Source organism: Variimorphobacter saccharofermentans, assembly GCF_014174405.1.
Lineage (GTDB): Bacteria > Bacillota > Clostridia > Lachnospirales > Lachnospiraceae > Mobilitalea > Mobilitalea saccharofermentans.
In genome coordinates this window covers 3,685,497-3,706,780 of record NZ_JACEGA010000001.1, presented here as the reverse complement: position 1 = coordinate 3,706,780, position 21,284 = coordinate 3,685,497, and the positions used below count along the sequence as shown (strand labels likewise).

At 39.7% G+C, this 21,284-nt stretch carries 15 protein-coding genes; 9 read left to right on the top strand and 6 right to left on the bottom strand.

Annotated features, from left to right (window positions below):
* The first annotated feature begins 33 nt into the window (after positions 1-33).
* From H0486_RS16125 to H0486_RS16115, 3 genes are all read left to right on the top strand, one after another.
* Positions 34-1,437, top strand: coding sequence for a glycogen synthase (locus H0486_RS16125; protein ID WP_228353976.1), 1,404 nt, complete (start codon positions 34-36; stop codon positions 1,435-1,437).
* 234 nt (positions 1,438-1,671) lie between these two features.
* Entirely contained in the window at positions 1,672-2,949 is a 1,278-nt protein-coding gene (locus H0486_RS16120) for an FAD-dependent oxidoreductase (protein ID WP_228353975.1), read from the top strand.
* 24 nt (positions 2,950-2,973) lie between these two features.
* Positions 2,974-4,341, top strand: coding sequence for a hypothetical protein (locus H0486_RS16115; RefSeq protein WP_228353974.1), 1,368 nt, complete (start codon positions 2,974-2,976; stop codon positions 4,339-4,341).
* 90 nt (positions 4,342-4,431) lie between these two features.
* Here the strand turns inward: H0486_RS16115 and H0486_RS16110 are convergent, their stop codons facing one another.
* The 3 genes from H0486_RS16110 to H0486_RS16100 form a co-directional block, all read right to left on the bottom strand.
* The gene (locus H0486_RS16110; protein WP_228353973.1) at positions 4,432-4,956 is read right to left on the bottom strand and encodes a spore coat protein; all 525 of its coding nucleotides are present in this window, start codon (positions 4,954-4,956) and stop codon (positions 4,432-4,434) included.
* 458 nt (positions 4,957-5,414) lie between these two features.
* Entirely contained in the window at positions 5,415-7,025 is a 1,611-nt protein-coding gene (locus H0486_RS16105; RefSeq protein ID WP_228353972.1) for a helix-turn-helix domain-containing protein, read from the bottom strand.
* 28 nt (positions 7,026-7,053) lie between these two features.
* Complete coding sequence (locus tag H0486_RS16100) at positions 7,054-8,454, bottom strand: extracellular solute-binding protein (protein WP_228353971.1); 1,401 nt, start codon at positions 8,452-8,454, stop codon at positions 7,054-7,056.
* A 311-nt stretch (positions 8,455-8,765) separates the two neighbouring features.
* On the opposite strand from H0486_RS16100, the gene H0486_RS16095 reads away from it, so the two are divergent.
* The 3 genes from H0486_RS16095 to H0486_RS16085 all read left to right on the top strand — a co-directional run bounded on the left by H0486_RS16095 (position 8,766) and on the right by H0486_RS16085 (position 10,589).
* Entirely contained in the window at positions 8,766-9,122 is a 357-nt protein-coding gene (locus H0486_RS16095; protein WP_228353970.1) for a DUF4870 domain-containing protein, read from the top strand.
* Positions 9,123-9,171: 49 nt separating this feature from the next.
* On the top strand, positions 9,172-9,747 hold the full coding sequence (locus H0486_RS16090; protein WP_228353969.1) for a DUF6591 domain-containing protein: 576 nt from the start codon (positions 9,172-9,174) through the stop codon (positions 9,745-9,747).
* A gap of 407 nt (positions 9,748-10,154) precedes the next feature.
* On the top strand, positions 10,155-10,589 hold the full coding sequence (locus tag H0486_RS16085) for an acyl-CoA thioesterase (protein WP_228353968.1): 435 nt from the start codon (positions 10,155-10,157) through the stop codon (positions 10,587-10,589).
* Positions 10,590-10,701: 112 nt separating this feature from the next.
* On the opposite strand, the gene H0486_RS16080 is transcribed toward H0486_RS16085, so the two are convergent.
* Both H0486_RS16080 and H0486_RS16075 read right to left on the bottom strand, forming a co-directional pair.
* A complete protein-coding gene (locus H0486_RS16080) occupies positions 10,702-12,660 on the bottom strand; it encodes an endonuclease MutS2 (protein ID WP_228353967.1) in 1,959 nt (652 codons plus the stop codon).
* A 623-nt stretch (positions 12,661-13,283) separates the two neighbouring features.
* Entirely contained in the window at positions 13,284-14,663 is a 1,380-nt protein-coding gene (locus H0486_RS16075; protein ID WP_228353966.1) for a cytochrome c biogenesis protein/redoxin, read from the bottom strand.
* Positions 14,664-15,043: 380 nt separating this feature from the next.
* Between H0486_RS16075 and H0486_RS16070 the strand changes: the two genes are divergently transcribed.
* Together H0486_RS16070 and H0486_RS16065 are read left to right on the top strand one after the other, a co-directional pair.
* Positions 15,044-15,937, top strand: a complete 894-nt coding sequence (locus tag H0486_RS16070) for a peptidoglycan-binding domain-containing protein (RefSeq protein WP_228353965.1) — start codon at positions 15,044-15,046, stop codon at positions 15,935-15,937.
* A 177-nt stretch (positions 15,938-16,114) separates the two neighbouring features.
* A complete protein-coding gene (locus H0486_RS16065; RefSeq protein WP_228353964.1) occupies positions 16,115-17,686 on the top strand; it encodes a glycoside hydrolase family 43 protein in 1,572 nt (523 codons plus the stop codon).
* 164 nt (positions 17,687-17,850) lie between these two features.
* Here the strand turns inward: H0486_RS16065 and H0486_RS16060 are convergent, their stop codons facing one another.
* The gene (locus H0486_RS16060; protein ID WP_228353963.1) at positions 17,851-18,723 is read right to left on the bottom strand and encodes a helix-turn-helix transcriptional regulator; all 873 of its coding nucleotides are present in this window, start codon (positions 18,721-18,723) and stop codon (positions 17,851-17,853) included.
* Positions 18,724-19,112: 389 nt separating this feature from the next.
* On the opposite strand from H0486_RS16060, the gene H0486_RS16055 reads away from it, so the two are divergent.
* On the top strand, positions 19,113-21,275 hold the full coding sequence (locus H0486_RS16055) for a glycoside hydrolase family 3 C-terminal domain-containing protein (protein ID WP_228353962.1): 2,163 nt from the start codon (positions 19,113-19,115) through the stop codon (positions 21,273-21,275).
* Positions 21,276-21,284: the final 9 nt, after the last annotated feature.

Below are 21,284 nucleotides of genomic sequence, written 5' to 3'. Positions count from 1 at the left end.
AAGGATACAAAGGTAAGGAGGTACAATATCATCGTGAAGCGCAAAATAAAAGTATTATATGTAACAGCAGAGATTGCCCCTTATGCAAATTCAGGGGGAATGGCAGAGGTGGCGAGAAGCTTTCCGAAAGCGTTAATGGCTACCGGTGATTATGAAGTCAGAAGAGTGATGCCTCTTTATAAGAACATGGATGTAAGGGTTAAGTATAAGATGGATTTCCCGGTACCAATGGAATATGGATATGATACCTGCGTGCTGAAGACTGCTTCTGATAAAAATGAGCTGCCCACCTATTTTATCGGAAATGAACGGTATTATTACCGGGAGAATATCTATGGCTATGAGGATGACAATGTCCGTTTTTTCTTTTTTTGTAAAGCAGTTATTGAGATGCTGAAACGAATTAATTATACACCGGATATTATCCACACCAATGACTGGCACACAGGCTTTCTTCCTCTTTTGATAAAAAAGGAGTTTCCGAATATTAAGTCGGTTTATACCATTCATAATATTGCGTATCATGGTTATATTCCTTCCACCTATCTGAATGATTTACTTACAGACAGGGAAAAGGTACTTCTGGGCTATCCGGAATGGTTGGATTTTGCAAAGGCTGGAATATTGTATTCGGATTTGCTTACAACCGTAAGTCCTGCCTACGCGAAGGAAATTATGTCATCCTCATATGGGGACGGGATGAGTAAGCTGATTGAAAGTAGAAAGAACGAGATGATAGGTATTCTCAATGGTATAGATGATGAAATCTATAATCCCATGAGGGTGGGCGAGGTGCCTTTTCCTTACGATAATAATAGTTTATCAGAAAAGAAGAAAAACCGAGAGGTACTACGGAAGAACTATGGTTTATCCAATGAAGATATCCCATTAGTAGCGATGATAACAAGACTGGATTTCTCCAAAGGAATAGAGCTATTGATTAAGACAATAGCTGATTATGGAATACCGAATTATCAATTGGTGCTGCTTGGATCAGGAAACTGCTATTATCAAGGGCTTCTCGCTAATATTGCTTCAGAATATCCTGGAACATTCACTGTAGACTTTGAATATACGGAGGAAAAGGCAAAGCTGATCTATGCAGGTGCGGATATCTATCTTATGCCTTCGCAAAATGAACCCTGTGGTCTGGGCCAGCTATATGCAATGAAATATGGAACTGTACCGGTTGTACATCCAGTAGGAGGATTAAAGGATACCGTATTGGTGGAGAAGGAGCATCCGGAGAAGTCAACGGGATTCTATATGTCAGAATGGAACTCAGAAGCATTGAAGGAAGCCTTACAGCAAGCCATTTCAACTTATAAAACAAAGGATTGGGATCAATACAGACAGAATTGCATGCAGTATGATTCTTCCTGGAAAAGTGGCCTTGCTGAATATCAGAAATATTATCAGATGTTACTAGAGAATTGATTTATCGCACTATATTTTTCTTAATACCTTATATAAAATTACATATCATAATCTTATATGAAATTGGTAGTATATCCCTTTGTCTTCTATTTGACACTATAATCACGTATGTGCTATGATATCGATAAAATATATAGCACATACCAATTCATTTTTACAAGCAATTGGCAGAAGTCAGTTGCTTTTTTATCGTATAGCCCTATTCATCATAAGACATTTCAAGGAGGTTATGATATGAAGAAGATTGTGATCATCGGCGGAGGTTGGGCTGGCTGTGCAGCAGCTATCAGTGCTTCAAAAGCCGGTGCACAGGTTACTTTATTAGAAAGAACGGATATGCTTCTGGGAACAGGTCTTGTTGGTGGTATTATGAGAAACAATGGCCGTTATACAGCAGCAGAAGAAATGATTGCATTGGGCGGAGGAGATCTCTTCGAGCTGTGTGATCAGACGGCAAGACATACCAACATTGAATTTCCGGGTCACAAGCATGTTACCCTTTATGATATTGTGAGAACACCTTATGCTATATCAAAATTATTAACCAGGCTGGGAATAAACGTAGTATATGAAGCTCGAATTACGGATGTTCACATGGATTCAAAGACAATTCTTAGCGTTAAGGATCAAAAGGGCAGAGTATATGAGGGAGATGTGTTCGTTGATTCCACGGGAACAGCAGGTCCAATGAATAACTGCTCAAAATACGGGAACGGCTGCGCGATGTGTGTACTTCGATGCCCCAGCTATGGTGGACGTGTAAGTGTTACCGGTCTGTGCAGAATAGAAGAAATGGTGGGGACGAAAGCGGATGGAAGCGTCGGAGCTATGAGCGGTTCCTGCAAAATATATAAGGAATCCTTATCAGAGGAAATACAAAGGGAACTCAATGAAAAAGGGGTTGCTATTATTCCGATTCCAGAGGAGTTAGTGGAAGATCATTTGGGTATAAAGGCCTGTCAGCAATATGCCATAAGCGAATTTCGAGATAATCTTATTCTCCTTGATACCGGTCATGCCAAGTTAATGACTCCATTCTTTAATTTGGACAAACTGCGTAAAATACCCGGCTTTGAAAGTGCACGTTATGAGGACCCATATTCCGCTGGGAAAGGAAATTCTATGCGGTTCTTTGCCATGGCACCAAGAGACAATGCATTGAAGGTAATCGGTGTAGAGAATTTGTTCTGCGCGGGTGAGAAGTCAGGATTACTGGTAGGTCATACGGAAGCCATCGTTACAGGAACCTTGGCAGGTAATAACAGTGTAAGATATGCTATGGGTAAGGAGACTCTGGAACTACCGGTTGAACTGGCCGTTGGTGATGCTATTGCCTATGTGAAGGATGAGATGAATACGAGCGAGGGAATGGGGAAGAAATTCACCTTCTCCGGCTCTGTATATTTCGAACACATGAAGGAGCAAGGGTTATACGAGCTGGATATACCTTCTATCAGGAGGAAGGTCGAGAATCTAGGATTAACAGACATTTTTAATAAGCCTTTGATATAAGATAGGGTACATCTTGGGGGGACTATGGTTGAACTAACTTCATTACATTATATGTATTACTTTATTGTATTAGTTGTAATTGTGATCATGGCATTTCGAAAGGAAACAGTATTACCCTGTATTATAGGATTATTTTTCATTGGTGCCATGCAAACGAAGAGCATTGTAAAAGGGGTACAGGTTATATATAATGCTTTAATAACATCCGGTAATGAATTTTGGGGAATTATACTGGTGATTTCATTGGTCATAGCTATGTCTAAGGCACTTCGGGATATTGGAGCTGATGAGTTAATGATGCTTCCGATTAAGAAATTAATGATAAGTCCGACGGTGGCTTTCTTTGGACTTGGATTTATTATGCTATTCTTTTCCTGGTTTATCTGGCCTTCACCAGCAGTTGCTCTGGTTGGAGCAATTATGCTTCCGGCTGCGGTGAAAGCAGGACTCCAGCCTATATGGGCAGCAGTAGCAATGAATCTCTTTGGTCATGGTATAGGCTTATCCAGTGATTTCTTTATCCAAGGGGCACCCGCAATTACGGCTAAAGCAGCAGGAATCAGTAATCCTATGGTTGTAAGTAAAGCAGTATTACCATTATGGATTACCATGAGTTCGGTTACGATATTGACCAGTTATATTATGATGAGACGGGATAATCAACTGAAGCAGGAAAAAGCTGTGAGCTCTGAAGAGAATAAGGACAAGCCAAAGCCCACAGTAGGGGTTTACTTGGTAGCGATCATCACTCCTCTGGTATTTATCCTGGATATCTGCGTGATGTATAAATTCAAGCTTAAGGGAGGAGACGCGACTGCTTTGGTAGGCGGCACAGCAGTTCTTATTATGTGCTTTGTAAGTCTAATTCAACAAAAAGGTTCTGATTGTCTTGAGAAGATTACGGATTGCATAAGGGAAGGCTTCATGTTCGGTATTAAGATATTTGCTCCCGTAATAGTAATCGGATCCTTCTTCTTTATAGGAAGCGAGGAAATGGCACAGAAGATACTGGGACCCGAGGCAAATGGACTTTTATCTGACTTAGGCATCTATCTATCCGAGCATATTGCTTTGTCGAAATTCCCAGTTGCAGTGATACAGATGGTAATTGGGATTGTAACTGGTCTGGATGGCTCTGGCTTCTCCGGACTTCCCTTGGCGGGGGCATTAGCCAACACCTTTTCTTTCGCAATTGACGTAAATAAAGAAATACTGGCAGCCCTTGGGCAGATCTCAACCATCTGGGTGGGTGGAGGCACAATTATACCTTGGGGATTGATACCCGTAGCAGCAATCTGTAACGTTAATCCTCTGGAGCTGGCGAAAAAGAACTTTATTCCGGTAACAGTGGGGTTTGCAGCTACCTTTATTGTCGCATTGTTCTTACTATAGAAAAAGATCTCTGGATATATCTAATGTGTAATCTGGCGTGATCACATCTTGCGGACATATTCAGAGATCTTTTGGTTTGGTGAAAGACAATTAGGTAGTGGAATACATTCCTTTGCTTTGCATATAAGCAAAGATTGCTTCACCGTGTTTTTGCTCTTCTTTTTGGATATGATTTAATACATCCCTAACCTGAGCATTCTTAAACTCGAAGATAGTAGTATCATATGCACCGGACACATATTTTTCAAGCATAAGCATATCACTGCACAGATCCTTGTCCGAAGCATTGAAGGAAGTGGAACCGGAACTACTTTGATTAATGGACTGTTGTTGTGATTGGGGCATCTGACCAGTCTGCTGCTGTGTGCTTCCTTGTGCACCAGCTGAGCCGCTTTGACCGCCGCTCATAGAAGGAACCGTTCCATTTAATAATTGGTTAATTGTCTGAAGATGCTCTTCTTCCTTCTGACCATTTGCTCGAAAGACCGCTTTCAACTGACTATCGCAGGCCAGGTTGGCATAATTCTGATATTTCAGAATGCAGATTTCCTCGTGGGATTTGGCATCTTCTAATAATAATCTTTCCTTTGTTGATAAGGTAACGTTCGTAATCATGTAAACACCTCCGATATTATTATCGTCAATATTTCGAAGGATATTCCATGGAAAATTATGTTATATAATTACGCTAAAGTACAGCATATATCAGAATAACAGAATGGAAGTGGAAATGCATCCATAGGATTATATTTTTATTCTGTGTATATCAGACAAGAGGTGGTTGTATAACATTTCTGTGGGGACAATTACTTACCATAATACACTGTCGGAAGAACTCAATGCTGTATTTTGTATGAATCAGGCGAATACTCATATTTGCATGTGAATATTTAGATTCGCATATGAATATGAGTATTCGCCTGAGACATACGAAATCAGTAATGAGTACTTCCGTCTGTGTGTGAGGTAAGTAATTGTCCCCACAGAAATGTTATACAACCACCCTTGTCGTCACCCTTGTCGTTAAATCGTTAAATTGTTAAGTGGTTAAGTTGTTTAATCATTAAATCAGATTATGGATTCATTTCCAGTCCGATATCCTCCAGCATGCTGATGTATAACAGCAATTCTTCTCTGGACGCTACCCCAAGCTTTGCAAAGATATGCTTGGTATGAGTCTTTATGGTATTAATACTTAGGAAAAGAGTTGATGCAATTTCCTGAGCACTGAGACCCTTTGAGTAAAGATTGAATACAGAGCGTTCGGCAGGAGTTAATGTCTTTGTTTTTTCGATAAACTGCTCCAGGATTGTGATTTGATGCTTTTCCTGTTCTGCCTTCTGTTGCAGTTCGTTCTTATATACAGCAAGATATTCAATTAATTCATCAATTTCCTGTACATTGGTTTTGGCCAGTTCACTGCTACTTTCCGTACGAAGCATTTCGAGTCCTTCGGAAATAGGCTTGAGATACTTGTTACTGAAGATTATGGATATAATAATTCCACTCGTTATAAGTAGACACAGCAAGCAAACTAATATAATGTTTAATCGTGTTATGGAATTAACGATATCCTCTTTTGGTACAAGAACTGCTGTTACCCAATTGTGCTGGGAGTATGGTGATCCATTGGGATATAATTGTGTTTGGGTATGGTAACCTAAGTATATTCTACCTTCATCGCTTTGATAATTATTATAGGATTTGCTGTTTTCTGTGATTTTCAGAAAGGTATTTTCCTCTGAAAAGTCCTTTATGGAATATCCGCCTGCTAACATAGAATTTTCGATGGATAAACGATTATCGGTTAACCGGGAGAACATACAAAACATCCTTGGATACGTGTTGTTTGTCGGCATATGGGAGAGCTTGAATAGCATCATACTGATTTCCAGACCACATACCCCGTAGATATTGTTCTTGGAATCTATAAGAGGAACACAGCAGATCATTACTTCTTCGCTGGTATCTGGTATAATCATAGGATTACTCCAATAATACAGTTTGGAAATTGGAAGACGGGGATTTTTTCTTGCCTCCTCCATTGGGATATGGTAATAATCAGCCTCGGATACGTCAAATTCCATTCTCCATTGAGTATGAAGATTGAGGGAATTCTCCCTTCCAATACTGAAAAATCCGCGTAATAAGGTGGTATTTGGAGAAGAAGAGCTAATAATATTTGGTTCCAGATTCTTAAGATATAGACCGGCCTTGGAATTCTCTGAGTTCTCAAGAGCAGGGTTCACAGTGGTATCTAAGATAACAAAAGCACCACTGCAATTGGATTTTTCCAGATAGAAATATGTATTTTGATAAAGGGATGTGATTAATTCTTCAATATGCTCCGGTGTTTCGGATAACTCATTTATATTCTGTTGCTTTGTATTAAGATACTCCTCAATCTGACTGGATAGTTGTTTCGAAAAATCGACAGCCTGTACAGAGAGCTGACCATACTGCAGTGAGATATCCTGGGACACATACTTCAGTTCTCTGCTTAGTAACTGCTTACTTTCCTTTAGACCCGCTGAGAAGGTACCTGTTACTAATAATATCACGATAATTCCAGCCATCATTGTTAACACCAGCACTAATAAGAAAAAAAACAGCCGAAGGCGCATAGATATACTTTTAGAACTGAAACGATTGAATAAAAATGATGGTTCAACTTGACGTCTCATTGGTGATTCCAACCTCTCTATTTTCAAATTAATTATCTGTACTTATCAGTTTTTTAAACTCATCATATTTTTCACTATTAGTGGAAGTTAAGACATCCGGACTGGTAATCAAGGAATTGGGTTGTTCTTGATAGGCATTTCTCGCTTCTTCAGCCAAAGCACGTAGATTATTTTCGTAAGTAGCCTGTAGTGTATCAATTCCGTCGAATAATGGAGGTATATAGAAGCTATATTCCATCTGCATTTGTCTGGATACCTGAAGTAGCTTTTTAATACTTGGATTTGATACAGAATTAATTTCTTTCAGCATAATATCTCCAAAGGCTTCCTCTGTAACGGGAAGATATCCGGTGGAGGAGACAAAGTGCAGGTTGTTTTCCGGACTGGTAAACCATTTCAAGAATATACCTGCAGCCTTTTCCTTCGCTTTGTCGGACTTAATCACACACATACCTGCGCCACGCTGAACAGCGATCTTTTCTCCGTCTTCAAATACAGGATATGGGAGAATTTCAAGCTCGGAGGGTTCAGTAGTATTATCAGGGTAGGTGACATTTTCAGGATAGAATAGAACTCCTGCGGTAGATCCGGTGGAACATACAATTTCACCAGTTTTGGCAAGATCGGTGGCATAGCCGTCAAAGATAGCGGTATGTCCCTGGACTGCTGAGCCAAAATAATATTCCCAAACCCTATAAACAACAGGATTATTAAAGTCGATACCAAAGTTCACAAACAGGTCCGATCCCAGCTGTTTGCATCCTACCGAAGCCATATTAAAAAGAGAATCAGGCATGTAAAAGGTCTTTCCGTCACCTTCGATATCCGGAGTTTTTTTGTCCGTCCAATCATAGTAAAGGGCGGCAGTTTTTGCAATACCTTCGAAGGTAGAGAGATCCTCCAGCTTTGCACCAGATTCACTTGCAAAGCGATTAAATATGGTGGAATTAATAAACAGCACCTCCGTTGATTTCGCCGTAGGAAGAACATACAGATTGCCATCTGATAGGCGTCCTTCTTCTATGAACCGCGGAACAAATGCGGAGAGTTCCTTTTCCGTGAAAACATCACTAAGATTAACCAATAGATCTTTATCAGCAAGAATCATGGCAGTCTTTGGATAAGCAGTTGTGATATCAGGAAGCTCCGGAGCTCCAGGATCCTGGTTAGCAGCCATAGTCAGCTTGTCATGCAGGGTAGAAGAGCCAGAGATAGAGGTGACATTTATTGTTATTCGCTCCTTGACGCCGATTGTACCATTAAATTCTTCAATCATTTCATCCATAGTGGTTTTCATTTGTCCACCATAGTTATGCCAGAGTGTAAGTGAAATTGGTTGTTCACTTTTAAGCTTCAAAAAACTGAAAGCGATTAATATAATTGGAATCAACAATAGAATGATAATTAATACAAAGTATTTCTTTTTCACAAAGTTTCCTCCTCTTATTTCCCTATTAACATATATAGAAAAAGATACCAATAAAATACCATATTGAAAGTTCAACTTAATATATCCCAATTAATATATCCCAATTATACCATACGAGTAAGTTCATTCCAATGAAAATAATGGCAATGTACGGATATATACGACAAAAACTACCGTATTGTAGAAAATCACCCTCAGGGTGATATGGTATTTTTGCTAAAATCACCCTGAGAGTAATAGCATTAAGTTAAAATTCTAATAGAATAAGGGTAGGTGCAAGGACACTAAGAATTAAAAAGGAGGATAATAATATGTCAGATTTCCAAACAAATAATAACGTAGGAGGTAGCGCAGAGGAAGTTTTTGATCCGGCAGATATTGAGAAGAATAAAACGATTGCTGGTATCTCATATCTAATCTTTTTCCTTCCGTTACTGGCATGTCCCGATTCAAAGTTCGGCAGATATCATGCAAATCAATCTTTAATCTTATTTATCTTGGGTGTGGGTGGTACAATCGTTCTGAGTATTATCCCGATTATAGGATGGCTCTTACTACCACTATATGCAATAGGAATTACGGTATTTGCGATTATCGGAATATTAAATGGTTTGGGCGGAAAAGCCAAGGAATTACCGCTGGTTGGAAAATTCCGTTTGTTGAAATAGGGAGAGTTACAGTATCGTATTCAATAGGAACGGTAGAAAGGATGTTAACATGTATATAAGCAAAAAGCTGCTAAGTAAGAAGATATGTATCGTATTAGTGGTATTATTAGGAGTATTGCTATTCTCCGGATGTAATATTAAAGAGAAAATAGGCGAGAAAATCGTAGAAGGTGTATTTGAAAAGGCCGTAGGCGATGAAGTGGATCTTGATATTGATGGAGATGAAGTTACTTATAAAACAGAGGAAGGTGAAATGACCTTCGATAGTGAAAATGGTATAACCTTTGAAGGAGAAGAAGGTAAAACGGTAATCTACACAGATGTGTCAGAATGGCCTGAGGATATGGCAGCGTCTTATTTGCCGAAAATAAAGGATGCAGAAATCAGTTATTTATTAAATTCGGATAAATACTGTATGATTACTGTTGATAATATTGATAATGAAAAATATGCAAATTACTTAGAAAAAGTAAAGGATAAGGGCTACTCTAAGGATAAATTTGAGAGTACCGCGGATGATTTAAACATGTACTCAGGTAGCTCAGAAGAAGGGGTAGTAGTAACGTTATACTATGTTCCAAGTTCAAAGAGTCTGCAATTAACAGTTGAAGTTAAGACGGAATAATAAGCTTATCATTAGATTTAACGGAAATACAGGTGCTGTTGCATACCAAGCAGGAGTACTAACTTACCTTACACACAGACAGAAGTACAAGTTGTAAGTTCTGTATGTATTATAGACCGCCCCCCTATAGTTAGTATTATATAAACAAACTATAGGAGGGTCAGTCTGCTATCCATACAGAATTCAACAACATAGTTTTTCTGACAGTGCATTATGGTAAGTTAGTACTCTTGTTTAGTATGCAACAACATCTGTGCTTCTTGATTTGGATAAGCAGTAAGGTGGAACAGTTAGGAATTATATTTGCAAATCTTTTCTAAAAAGTGTAGTATCATTCTTAGATTAATTTTCTTAGACCCTACTTAGGGTTTTGGGAGTATGGATGTTTTATAGGAGGAGAACCGGGTATGGAAAAGATGAAACCTTATTATCGAGTTGCTAACTATTATGAAACGGATCAAATGGCGGTGGTTCACCATTCTAACTATATTCGCTGGTTTGAAGAAGCAAGAGTTGATTTTCTGGATCAAATCGGACTGGGCTATGACAAAATAGAGGCAGCAGGAGTATATTCTCCGGTTCTTGGAGTGAGCTGTGAGTATAAGAATTCCGTTCACTTTAAGGAAGCTGTTTTGATAGAGGTTAAATTAAAATTCTTTAATGGCATTAAAATGACCATCGAATATAAGATACTGTGTGCGGATACAGGGCAAATAAAGGCAATCGGAGAATCGAGGCATTGCTTTGTATCAACTGATTTCAAGCCAGTGAGTCTAAAGCGCCAATATAAGGAAATGTATGAAACATTACTTCAATATGTAGAGAATGAAGAGGAACAATAATCCTACCAGTATAATGGAGAGGTTATTCAATATTATAAATCGAAACTAGAATGCATCGAACGATAAACTTATAGGGTGTATTGTTCGATGCATTCTGATTGCAATTATATTGTTATTGCATGATTTCCTTTTCGTTGTCATAAACTATGGAGAGCTTCTCCTGATGGCCTTTCTCCATTTTACGTCTTGCTTTTCGATTAGCAACACTATCGAATACGATGGAAAAGTCATAATTCTCAGGATACATTTCAGTAGCAGGGACTTTTAGCTGAAGGCGTTTGTGGTTGATAAATACTTTTCGCTTTTGTATTTGAACGCCCACTTCCCCTTTTTCATTTGCTAAGCTAAATACAATACCTATTTTTTTCTGTGGATACACCAAGACGCTGTCCCCAATGTTAAATCGTTGACTCCTGGAATTTACCGGCTTTGGCTGACTTTGTTTTATGATTCTTCCTGGAGTTACATCCGGCTTTTTCTCCAACTCTGTTTCCGAGGCACCTTCTAAAAAGCTTTTGTCCATTCTTTGATGTGATATATGAGCTTCTTTACAATATGCTTCCTGGTATGCCCTTTCCAGCATTCGCTTCGGAAGTCCAAGGCGCTTTGCTATATACAAAGCACAGCTTTCTCCAGCTTCTCCGATTTCCAGACGGTAGAGGGGTTTTAAGCTTTCCCTGTCAAAGGCCATCCTTGCATTTTGAAGTCCCTCTGTTTTCGCAGCGTATTCCTTTACCTCCGGATAATGGGTAGTTGCAATAAAGTTGCAGCCCTTACTTATTAATTCCTCTAAAATGGCAATAGCAATTCCCATACCCTCTGCAGGATCAGTACCGGAACCCAGCTCATCCAGTAGAACCAGACTATCCCGGTCTATACAGGATAAAATGTGGATAATATTCGTGATATGGGAGGAGAAGGTGGATAGATTCTCAGAGATACTCTGACCGTCTCCGATATCACAAAGAACTGCGTTGTTCATACATAGTTCAGCACCCTCACATGGGACATGCAATCCGCTTTGCACCATGAGCTGTAATAGTCCCACTGTCTTTAAGGCAACCGTTTTGCCGCCGGTGTTCGGACCGGTAATTACGACGCCAGTAATGTTACCGCCAATAGTAAAGTTAAGTGGTACTACCTCGGATGGATCCAGGAAGGGATGTCTTCCATTCACGATATTAATATATCGTGAAGTATTAATAGAAGCCGGAATCGCTTTCATATCGAGGCTCAGTTTACCCTTTGCGAATATAAAATCCAAAGACTCCATAATTTCTATATTCATGCGTATAGCAGCAGAATGCTCGCCAATCATCGAAGAAAGGGTATATAAGATACGACGTTCTTCGTTATCTTCTTCAATCTCCATAAGAGATAATTCGTCTCTCAGCTTTGACACAGCGGTGGGCTCAATAAAATAGGTCGAGCCACTGGAGGATATGTCTAACACAGAGCCACTAACCATATTTTTGTACTCTCGTTTTACGGGAAGTACGTAATGCCCGTTACGGGAAGCAACATAACTATCTGCAAACCATTCTTTCTTGCTTCGTAGCTGATTTTCCAGCTTCGTCTTAATATCGGTACTTATTTGGTCTATTTTACGACGAATATCCTTCAATTCTTTGGATGCGGTATCCAGTATCTGATTGTTGCGGATGGTTGCATCAATTTCATTGGATAGCTCATTAAGCTCCTGGATGGAACCACCATATCCAGCTATGCCAACATTAAGGGATTCCGCTCTTTTCATAAAGCCCTTCATACGTTTACAGGAGTTGATGAATAATTCGAACTGTGTGAGCTGTTCCGGAACCAGCATACTTCCTTTTTCAGCTAATTCTAGTAGCATTTCGATATCCTTCATAGTCGGTAGGGGAGGAGTTCCTATATGATCTAAGATTTTACGTGCTTCAGTGGTTTCCATCATCTTTGCATTTACTTCCCATTCACTCAGGTAGGGCCTCAGCTCCTTCAGTTTTGCTTTCGCATTCTCAGAAACTGCATTATTACATAGCATTTCTAATATTTTATTAAATTCTAATGTTATAATCGATTTTTCTAACATGATAAACCTCCATCTGTCCTAGGCAGCTCTAGTATGATGCTATATGTCCGGCTGCCTGTCAATATAAGAAAGACCCACAGAGAATTCTACCATTACAATGGCAGGATACTCCCTGTGGGTCATGTCTGTATACAAAGATCGTAGAGCATATGTAACGAAAAAAGCATAACAGGTTTACCCTATCATGCCTTGGTTTTAGAATGCCATAAGTCCACAATCTCATCCAATATATCAAGACAGTTTTGAGTATTTGCTGTAAAGGTAGAAAGATGGGCACAAAAAGAAAAAGGTAACCTTAACGTGTACCCAGCTAATTCAATTAAGTGCTAGTTAGCACAAACCTCATTTACAGATAATACCGACATCAAAACCGTCCTTTCATTCATTACAATAAATAGATCGCAAAGCGTCCTTTTATCATTATATATATTTTTTACAATGGCATTGTAGCATATAGATGCAACGATGTCAAAGCTTTTTATAGCATAATATGTTCCTCAAATACCTTAATTCATTCCGGTATACCACATACAACAAAATAGATCAGCATGGAAAGTAGCTACTAATTACAAGCGGCATTTTGTCAATGAAGTTTAACAATCGTGTAAATGACGGTTGCATCCTTACTCAGCTGCCTCTATTGTCTGTTGGATTACGTTATTCATCATATCCTTTGTCATCATACCCGGTACATATCCATAGATATTTCCGTTCTTATCTATCATAAACGTGGTGGGGAATGCGGATATATAATAATCACGCAGCACATCTCCAGTTTCGTCAAAGACAACGGGGAAGGTATAACCATTATCCTCTAAGAAGGATATGATTTCTTCTTTTTTGACATCTCCGTTATTCGGATACTCATCGCTGGCAGGATTTGCCACACCTAAAATAATAATATCCTCCTGATTATAGCCATATTCCTTATAGAGCTCTTCGATATCAGGCATTTCCTTCTTACAGGGAGGGCACCATGTCGCCCAGAAATTCAGGAATACGACTTTTCCTTGGTAGTCGGAAAGAGTATGCTCTTCGCCGTATTGATCCGTTAAAGTAAAGTCAAAAGCAGGAATGATTTGCTTGGCATTTGTGTTTTCCTCCTTCTGCTCAGGGCTGACAGTAGCAGTATTGCTATCGGTATCGGATGGAATTTTGCCGTCAGCTTCCACGTTTGATTTTTCTTCAGAAGGGGTCTCTTCTGGAGGACCTACAATTACGTCATCCTTTTCTATAATAGAATCCTTGCTGTCCTGCGATAGTTGAGGTGTAAACCTGTTTAAATAGCTGGACACAGAGTTCATCCAACCGGTAAATGTCATAATTCCAATGAGGATGAGAAGTAAGCCTCCGGCTTTAACTGTATATTTTAAGAATGTACGATGCTTTTTCAGAAAGTTCAATGCCTGGGTTGTGAACAGTCCAAGAAGCAAAAATGGAATGATAAAGCCCAATGTGTACACCAGGACAAGTAGATTCCCCACAAAGGAGCTGCTACTTCCGGACGCCATAATGAGAACAGAGGACAAGGCAGGGCCTACACAAGGAGTCCATGCAAAGCTAAAGGTAAACCCCATAAGAAATGCAACCAATGGATTCATCCTCTTCTCGGAAAGCTTCAAATGAATTTTTTTCTCTTTCTTCAGAAAATCAAAATCCAATAGACCAATTTGGACCAGACCAAGCAATATGATTATGATACCGCCAATGCGTGTAAATAACGTTCGATTATTCTGGAAGAAGTTGCCCAATGCCGTAAAGGACAAACCTAAAGTAAAGAAGGCGGTGGAAATCCCAGCAACAAAGAACAGTGTATGGAAAAATACCTTGGTACGCTCATATGTGATATTACCTTCCGAATCGGTCCGCTTCGCATTACCAGCCAAATAGCTCATGTAAACTGGGATCAGTGGAATGACACAGGGTGAAAAAAAGGAGAGGAGCCCCTCTAAAAACACGAGCAGAAAGCTGAGGTTACTGGTAGATATTAAATCGGATGTCATAAATAACTCCCTTCTATAAAAACTCTGTTATTGGGAAATAATACTGCGTTTTCTCTTTATTATAAAATATGGTTTAGTGGTGATTATTATATCATTGAAGTAGGATTATATCAATGAATTATATTGATAATTATTACTGTTTTCCATTGCTGCTATAATAAATGCAATTGAATGAATTTGAGAAAGAGCCGGTAAAAACAATAGAAGAATAGCCATTTTCCTACAAGGGAAGAATAATATGTCATCATTACCAAATGTTACATAAATATAAATAAAATATTACGGAAATATTACATATATGGTTGACTATTTAACAAATGTGTAATAGAATATGTAGTATGAAAAAGCTACAGAAGGAAGAAAAGATAGGAGACAGACATATGAGACATAAGAACTTAGTGAAAACTGCAGCAGTATGTATAGCGGCTGTTATGGCGTTTACTCCGGTGAATGCTTCTGCTGCTACGCTTTTGAAGAAAGGCTCTAGAGGAAATGAGGTAAAGGTAGTTCAATCCACATTAATGGATTTGGGATATTTTACATACCCTAAGACGACAGGATATTATGGTAGTGTCACAGTAGCGGCAGTTAAGCGCTTCCAAAAAGACAACGGATTATCCGCGGACGGGATCGTGGGTAAGATAACACAGAAAGCTTTGTTATCGATCAATACCCAGGAGGAAACAGAAAATGCTTTGTTGTATACGGTTGGAATGGAGCAACCGGATATGAAGAAGATGGAAGAGATGATAACGGGTGCACTGGATTGGTTTAAAAAGGTGAAATATATCTGGGACCGTGGAGAGGATGCCGTAGTAACGGACGTAGATACTGGAAAGTCCTTTAAGGTACGTCGTACCTATGGAACCAATCATGCTGATGTGGAACCATTGACCAAAGCAGATAGTAAGATTATTAAAGAAATCTGGGGCGGTTTTGGATGGGAACGGAGAGCCGTTACCGTTGAAATAGGGAATTATCTTCTGGCAGCATCAATGACTTCGATGCCCCACGCAGGCGTCGACTCAGCTCCGGCAGGAAAATATGTCAGTGGACGAAGTGCCGGATACGGCAGGGGTACAAATCTTGATGCGGTAAAGAATAATGGTGTAAGTGGCGTTATGGATATTCACTTTTTGAACAGTCGTACCCATACTACTAATGTTAAGCAAAAATCACAACAGGATATGGTAAAGAAAGCAGCAAAATATATAGAAAACAGACTATTTGAACTAGCGAATACGGAGGAGTTTGCTGAGGCTGTATCCGAGTAATCATCAGGTAGCAGGATATCGTGATAGTGAGGTCTTTGGACTTATCGAACGATACTCCTGCTATTTGTATAATATAATACATCACAATCATAGGGTAATTAATGGAGAACGTGGATAAGCTATGATAAAATGATAGAAATATTTGTGCTGGTAAGACAGCAGGAGTGGAGGTATAACTTGAGAGAAAGAGTATCGAATCCAATTTTACCGGGTTTTTATCCGGATCCTTCTATTTGCAGGGTAGGAGAGGATTATTTCCTTGTAACATCTACATTTGCATATTTCCCCGGAGTTCCGATCTTTCACAGTCGTGACCTGGTACACTGGAAGCAGATTGGTAACATTCTGGACAGAGAGGAGCAGGTGAAATTATTGGGAGTAGATCATTCCCAAGGAATTTTTGCTCCGACCATCCGTTATCATGAGGGAGTATTCTATATGATAACAACCAATGTTAGCTACGGTGGGAATTTTATCGTAACCGCTACTGATCCGGCAGGGCCATGGTCCAATCCGTATTTTTTAGAAGCAGACGGAATAGATCCTTCCCTATTCTTCGATGACGACGGGAAGTGCTATTATACAGGAACCAAGCCTCGGAGAGAAGGTGCGAGATATTATGGCGACAATGAGGTTTTTCTTCAGGAACTGGATTTGAATACAATGAAGCTTGTGGGAGAATCCTATGCACTATGGCATGGCGCATTGAGGAATGTGGTATGGCCGGAGGGCCCGCATCTATATAAAAAGGATGGGCGGTACTATCTATTAATTGCAGAAGCAGGAACCGCTCATGAACATGCCGTGACCGTTGCCAGTGGAACAGACCTTAAAAAACCCTTCGAAGGATTTCGCTGCAATCCGATTTTGACACACCGTCATCTTGGAAAGAATTATCCGATCGTTAATGTTGGACATGGTGATTTGGTTGAGACCCAGAATGGGGAATGGTATATGGTGGTACTGGCATCCCGTCCATATGGGGGGTATTACCGCAATATGGGTAGAGAGACCTTCCTTGTACCGGTCACCTGGGAAGATGGCTGGCCGTTAATTAATTTAGGAGTTGGACTATTGGAGGATACCGTTGAAGTGCCTAATCTTACTCCGGCTCCCACTGAAAGTGTTCCAGAAAGGGAGGATTTTGATGAGGACAAGCTGCCATTTCGTTTCCTTTATTTAAGAAATCCGATTATGGAGAATTACAGTCTCTCAGAACGTAAGGGTTATCTGCGCATGAAAATGTCACCGGAACGGATTTCGGATACGGTAAGCCCCAGTTATGTGGGTATCAGACAGACGGGTATGAGCTTTATTCTGGAGACGAAGATGGAGTTTACCCCAGCAGCGGAGAATGAAGAGGCTGGTTTGGTATTATTGCAGAGCAATCAGTATCATTACCGCTTTGTTAGAAAAAAAGCAGTAGACGGTGATGTGTTACGGCTTGTGAAATGTAGGGAAGGTAAGGAAGAAATACTGAAAGAAGTAAATCTTAAGGATACTAATATGGACAGTTCCGAGATGGTATTACGAGCTGTAGCGGATATGCAGGATTTGTCGTTTGAGTACTCCGTGGATGGTAATAACTATCATACGTTAATAACAAATGTGGATGCCAGAATGCTAAGTACTGACGTGGCAGGGGGTTTTGTTGGCAACACACTGGGATTATATTGCTCCAGCAATGGAAAGCAAAGCAGTAATTACGTGGATTTCGACTATCTAATGTATAAGAACGTATTGATGTAAGAATTAAGAAATGAAGAATATAATAGGTGCCTATTCTTTTGCATCCTGTTCAAAGGATATTGTCAGGGTAATACATCCGACTATCTCTTTAACAGAACATAAGAATAGGCTCCTCTCTCGTGATATCATAGCGAACCATAAATGGCAGATATCTTTATATCAGATTACGGAGTATGATTTCTTCTACGGTAGAGATTTTTAAACTCGGTTGGTGTACATTCCTTAAAGCTTTTAAATACGCGGTTGAAGGTTGCTATACTTGAGAAGCCGGATCGCATGGCTACTTCTGTGATTGCCAGAGTAGGATCCAGCAAGAGCTTTTCTGCTTCTTTTACTCTTCTCTGATTTAGATAGTCGTAAAAGGACATGTCAGTAAATTGCTTAAACAGTCTTGAAAAATGGAACTTGCTAAAGCCGGCAACTCCTGCGATGGTATCCAGAGTAATGCCATCCGTAAAATTATTATTGATATATTCAAAAATGAGATTAAATTTCTCTATATATTCCCGTTGTTTATTCAGCTTAACGTCCGGAAACAGGTTTTCCGTATTCATGTATTTGCGGCCGGTAAGAACGAACATCTGAATAATCAAGGCATAGATAGCAGCTTCTCTTAAAGTGTTTTTATTGGTATATTCTTCTGTAATATCATGAAATAGTTGCATGAGTCGGGAATGAATGTCAGGGGCAGTAACCTGGTTGATTAAACGAGGCTGGTTAAGGACGGTTAATATATTCGAAAGACCCCGAAGATTGCTGATTAATGAAAAATCGAACAATAGAATTCGACGGGTACCAGTGGGTGGGGCAATCAATTCATGAAGTTCACCGGGAGGAATAATCAGAATATCATTTTCCTGCAACACATAGGTTGTCTTCCCGATTACGATAGTATAAATGTTCTCAATGGGCATAATCATTTCAATGGCAGTATGCCAATGGATGGAGTAATTGTCATTTGTATTATTTATATGTAGCAGAATAGAAGTGTTATTCTGATAATCTACCTTTTCGTATATTCCATCTAATATTCTCATAGGAACACCGCCCTTTCAAAATATAGTGTAGACATTCGTTAATTTAACTGGTATACTAAAATTCATGCTCTAATATTGCTATAATTTAATAAAATGGTTAATAATTATTGCTATTATTTTTGATGAATTATAACAGCGCAAATCCAAGAATTACGCAAAATATTGATTAAATGAAGCTGCTGTTGAAAAAGTTATCTAAAGGCTATTGTAATATAAAGCAAGTAGTTTGTAAATGAAAATTCTCTACGAAATAAAGTAAATTTCGCTTCTTTATTAATTCGCAATGTATGATTATATAATAGCAAAATGTGATAGGCAAAAACGCAAGCTTTGATATAGACTTAGCTTATCAATGTAAAAGAAAGGAACATAATAATAGGAGGTATAAAATGGAGAAGGCAGCTTATTTAGACGAAACGCTTAGCTTTGAAGAACGCGCTAAGGATTTAGTTTCCAGAATGACATTGGAAGAAAAGATATTTCAGACACTTTATACGGCACCTGCCATTGAACGACTTGGTATGAAGGCTTATAACTGGTGGAATGAGGCACTCCACGGAGTAGCCCGTGCAGGTGTAGCAACCGTATTTCCACAAGCGATCGGATTGGCTGCAACCTTTGATGAGGATTTACTGGAAGAAGTGGCAGATGTAATTTCAACCGAAGGAAGAGCCAAGTTTAATATGCAGCAGAAGTATAATGACTTGGATATCTATAAGGGACTAACATTCTGGTCTCCAAATGTTAATATTTTCCGCGATCCAAGATGGGGACGTGGTCACGAAACCTATGGAGAGGATCCGTTTTTAAGTTCAAGACTCGGTGTTAGATTTGTCAAAGGAATTCAAGGTCATGATAAGAAGTATATGAAGGCAGCCGCATGCGCCAAGCATTTCGCTGTTCACTCCGGACCCGAGGACATTCGTCATAGCTTTAACGCGGAAGTATCAAAGAAGGACTTATATGAGACTTACCTGCCTGCATTTAAAGCCTGTGTTCAGGAGGCAGGAGTTGAAGCTGTTATGGGCGCCTATAACCGAACCAATGGTGAGCCATGCTGTGGTAGCAAGACCTTATTGAAGGATATACTCAGGGATGAATGGGGCTTTCAAGGACATGTTACCTCTGATTGCTGGGCGATTAAGGATTTCCATGAAGGTCATATGGTTACCTCCACACCGGTTGAATCAGTAGCGCTTGCAATGAACAACGGCTGCGATTTGAATTGTGGCAATATGTTCGGTAATTTACTTTATGCTGTTCGTGATGGCAGCGTAAAGGAAGAAACCATAGATCGTGCAGTGACCAGGCTTGTCACAACCAGAATGAAGCTTGGTTTATTCGACAAACCGGAGAACGTTCCGTTTAATAAAATTGGATACGACCAGGTAGATACCATAGAACACCGGATGTTGAATATAAAAGCTGCCAGAAAATCAATCGTCCTGTTAAAGAATGAAGGAGCGTTACTTCCTCTTCATAAGGACAAGCTGAAATCGGTTGGTGTAATCGGTCCGAATGCGGATAATCGAAAAGCATTAGTCGGTAATTATGAAGGAACCGCTTCGGAGTATGTAACAGTCTTAGAGGGTATTCGAGAGTATCTGGGGGATGATGTTCGTGTATACTATTCTGAGGGATGTCATCTGTTTAAGGATCGTATCTCGGGCTTAGGTGCACAGAATGACCGTTTGGCAGAGGTACGTGCTGTGTGCGATATGAGTGATGTAGTGATTGGCTGCTTTGGTCTTGATCCCGGTCTCGAAGGAGAAGAGGGGGATGAGGGGAATGAGTTTGCCAGCGGAGATAAACCGAATCTGAATCTTCCCGGTATTCAGGAGGATATTATTAAAGAAATGGTAAATAGCGGTAAACCAGTGGTTCTGGTGTTGTTATCCGGAAGTGCAATAAGTATTCCCTGGGAGGATGAGCACATTCCTGCTATCGTTAAAGGCTGGTATCCGGGAGCTCAAGGAGGCAGGGCTATTGCTGATATGCTATTTGGTGAATTCTCACCGGAAGGGAAATTGCCGGTAACCTTCTACCGCAGTACGGATGATCTTCCTGAGTTTACTGACTATAATATGGAGGGAAGAACCTACCGTTATATGAAGAAAGAGGCATTATATCCCTTTGGCTACGGGCTGTCCTATACTAAATTTGAATTAAGCAATATAAATGTGAATTCGGAAGAAGTCGAGCAGGGTAAGACAATACATTGCTCTGTAGATATCAAAAACATTGGAGCTATGCCCGGTGCTGAAACGGTGCAGGTATACATTAAGGTTATGCTGGAGGGAGCACCGAATCATCAATTAAAGGCGCTAAAGAAGCTATACCTTAATCCGGGAGAGCAAGCCACTGTTGAGTTTGATCTGGAGGATAAGACCTTTGGATTGTATGACGATAGTGGAAAATTAATGTTGAATGAAACTGATTATGAGCTTTATATCGGTACATGCCAGCCTGATTCCAGAAGCACGACATTAACAGGTACAAAGCCATATTGCAAAGTCCTGAAAGCTCATAAGACAGTTGAGTTGAATAAGTAAGAAGCACAA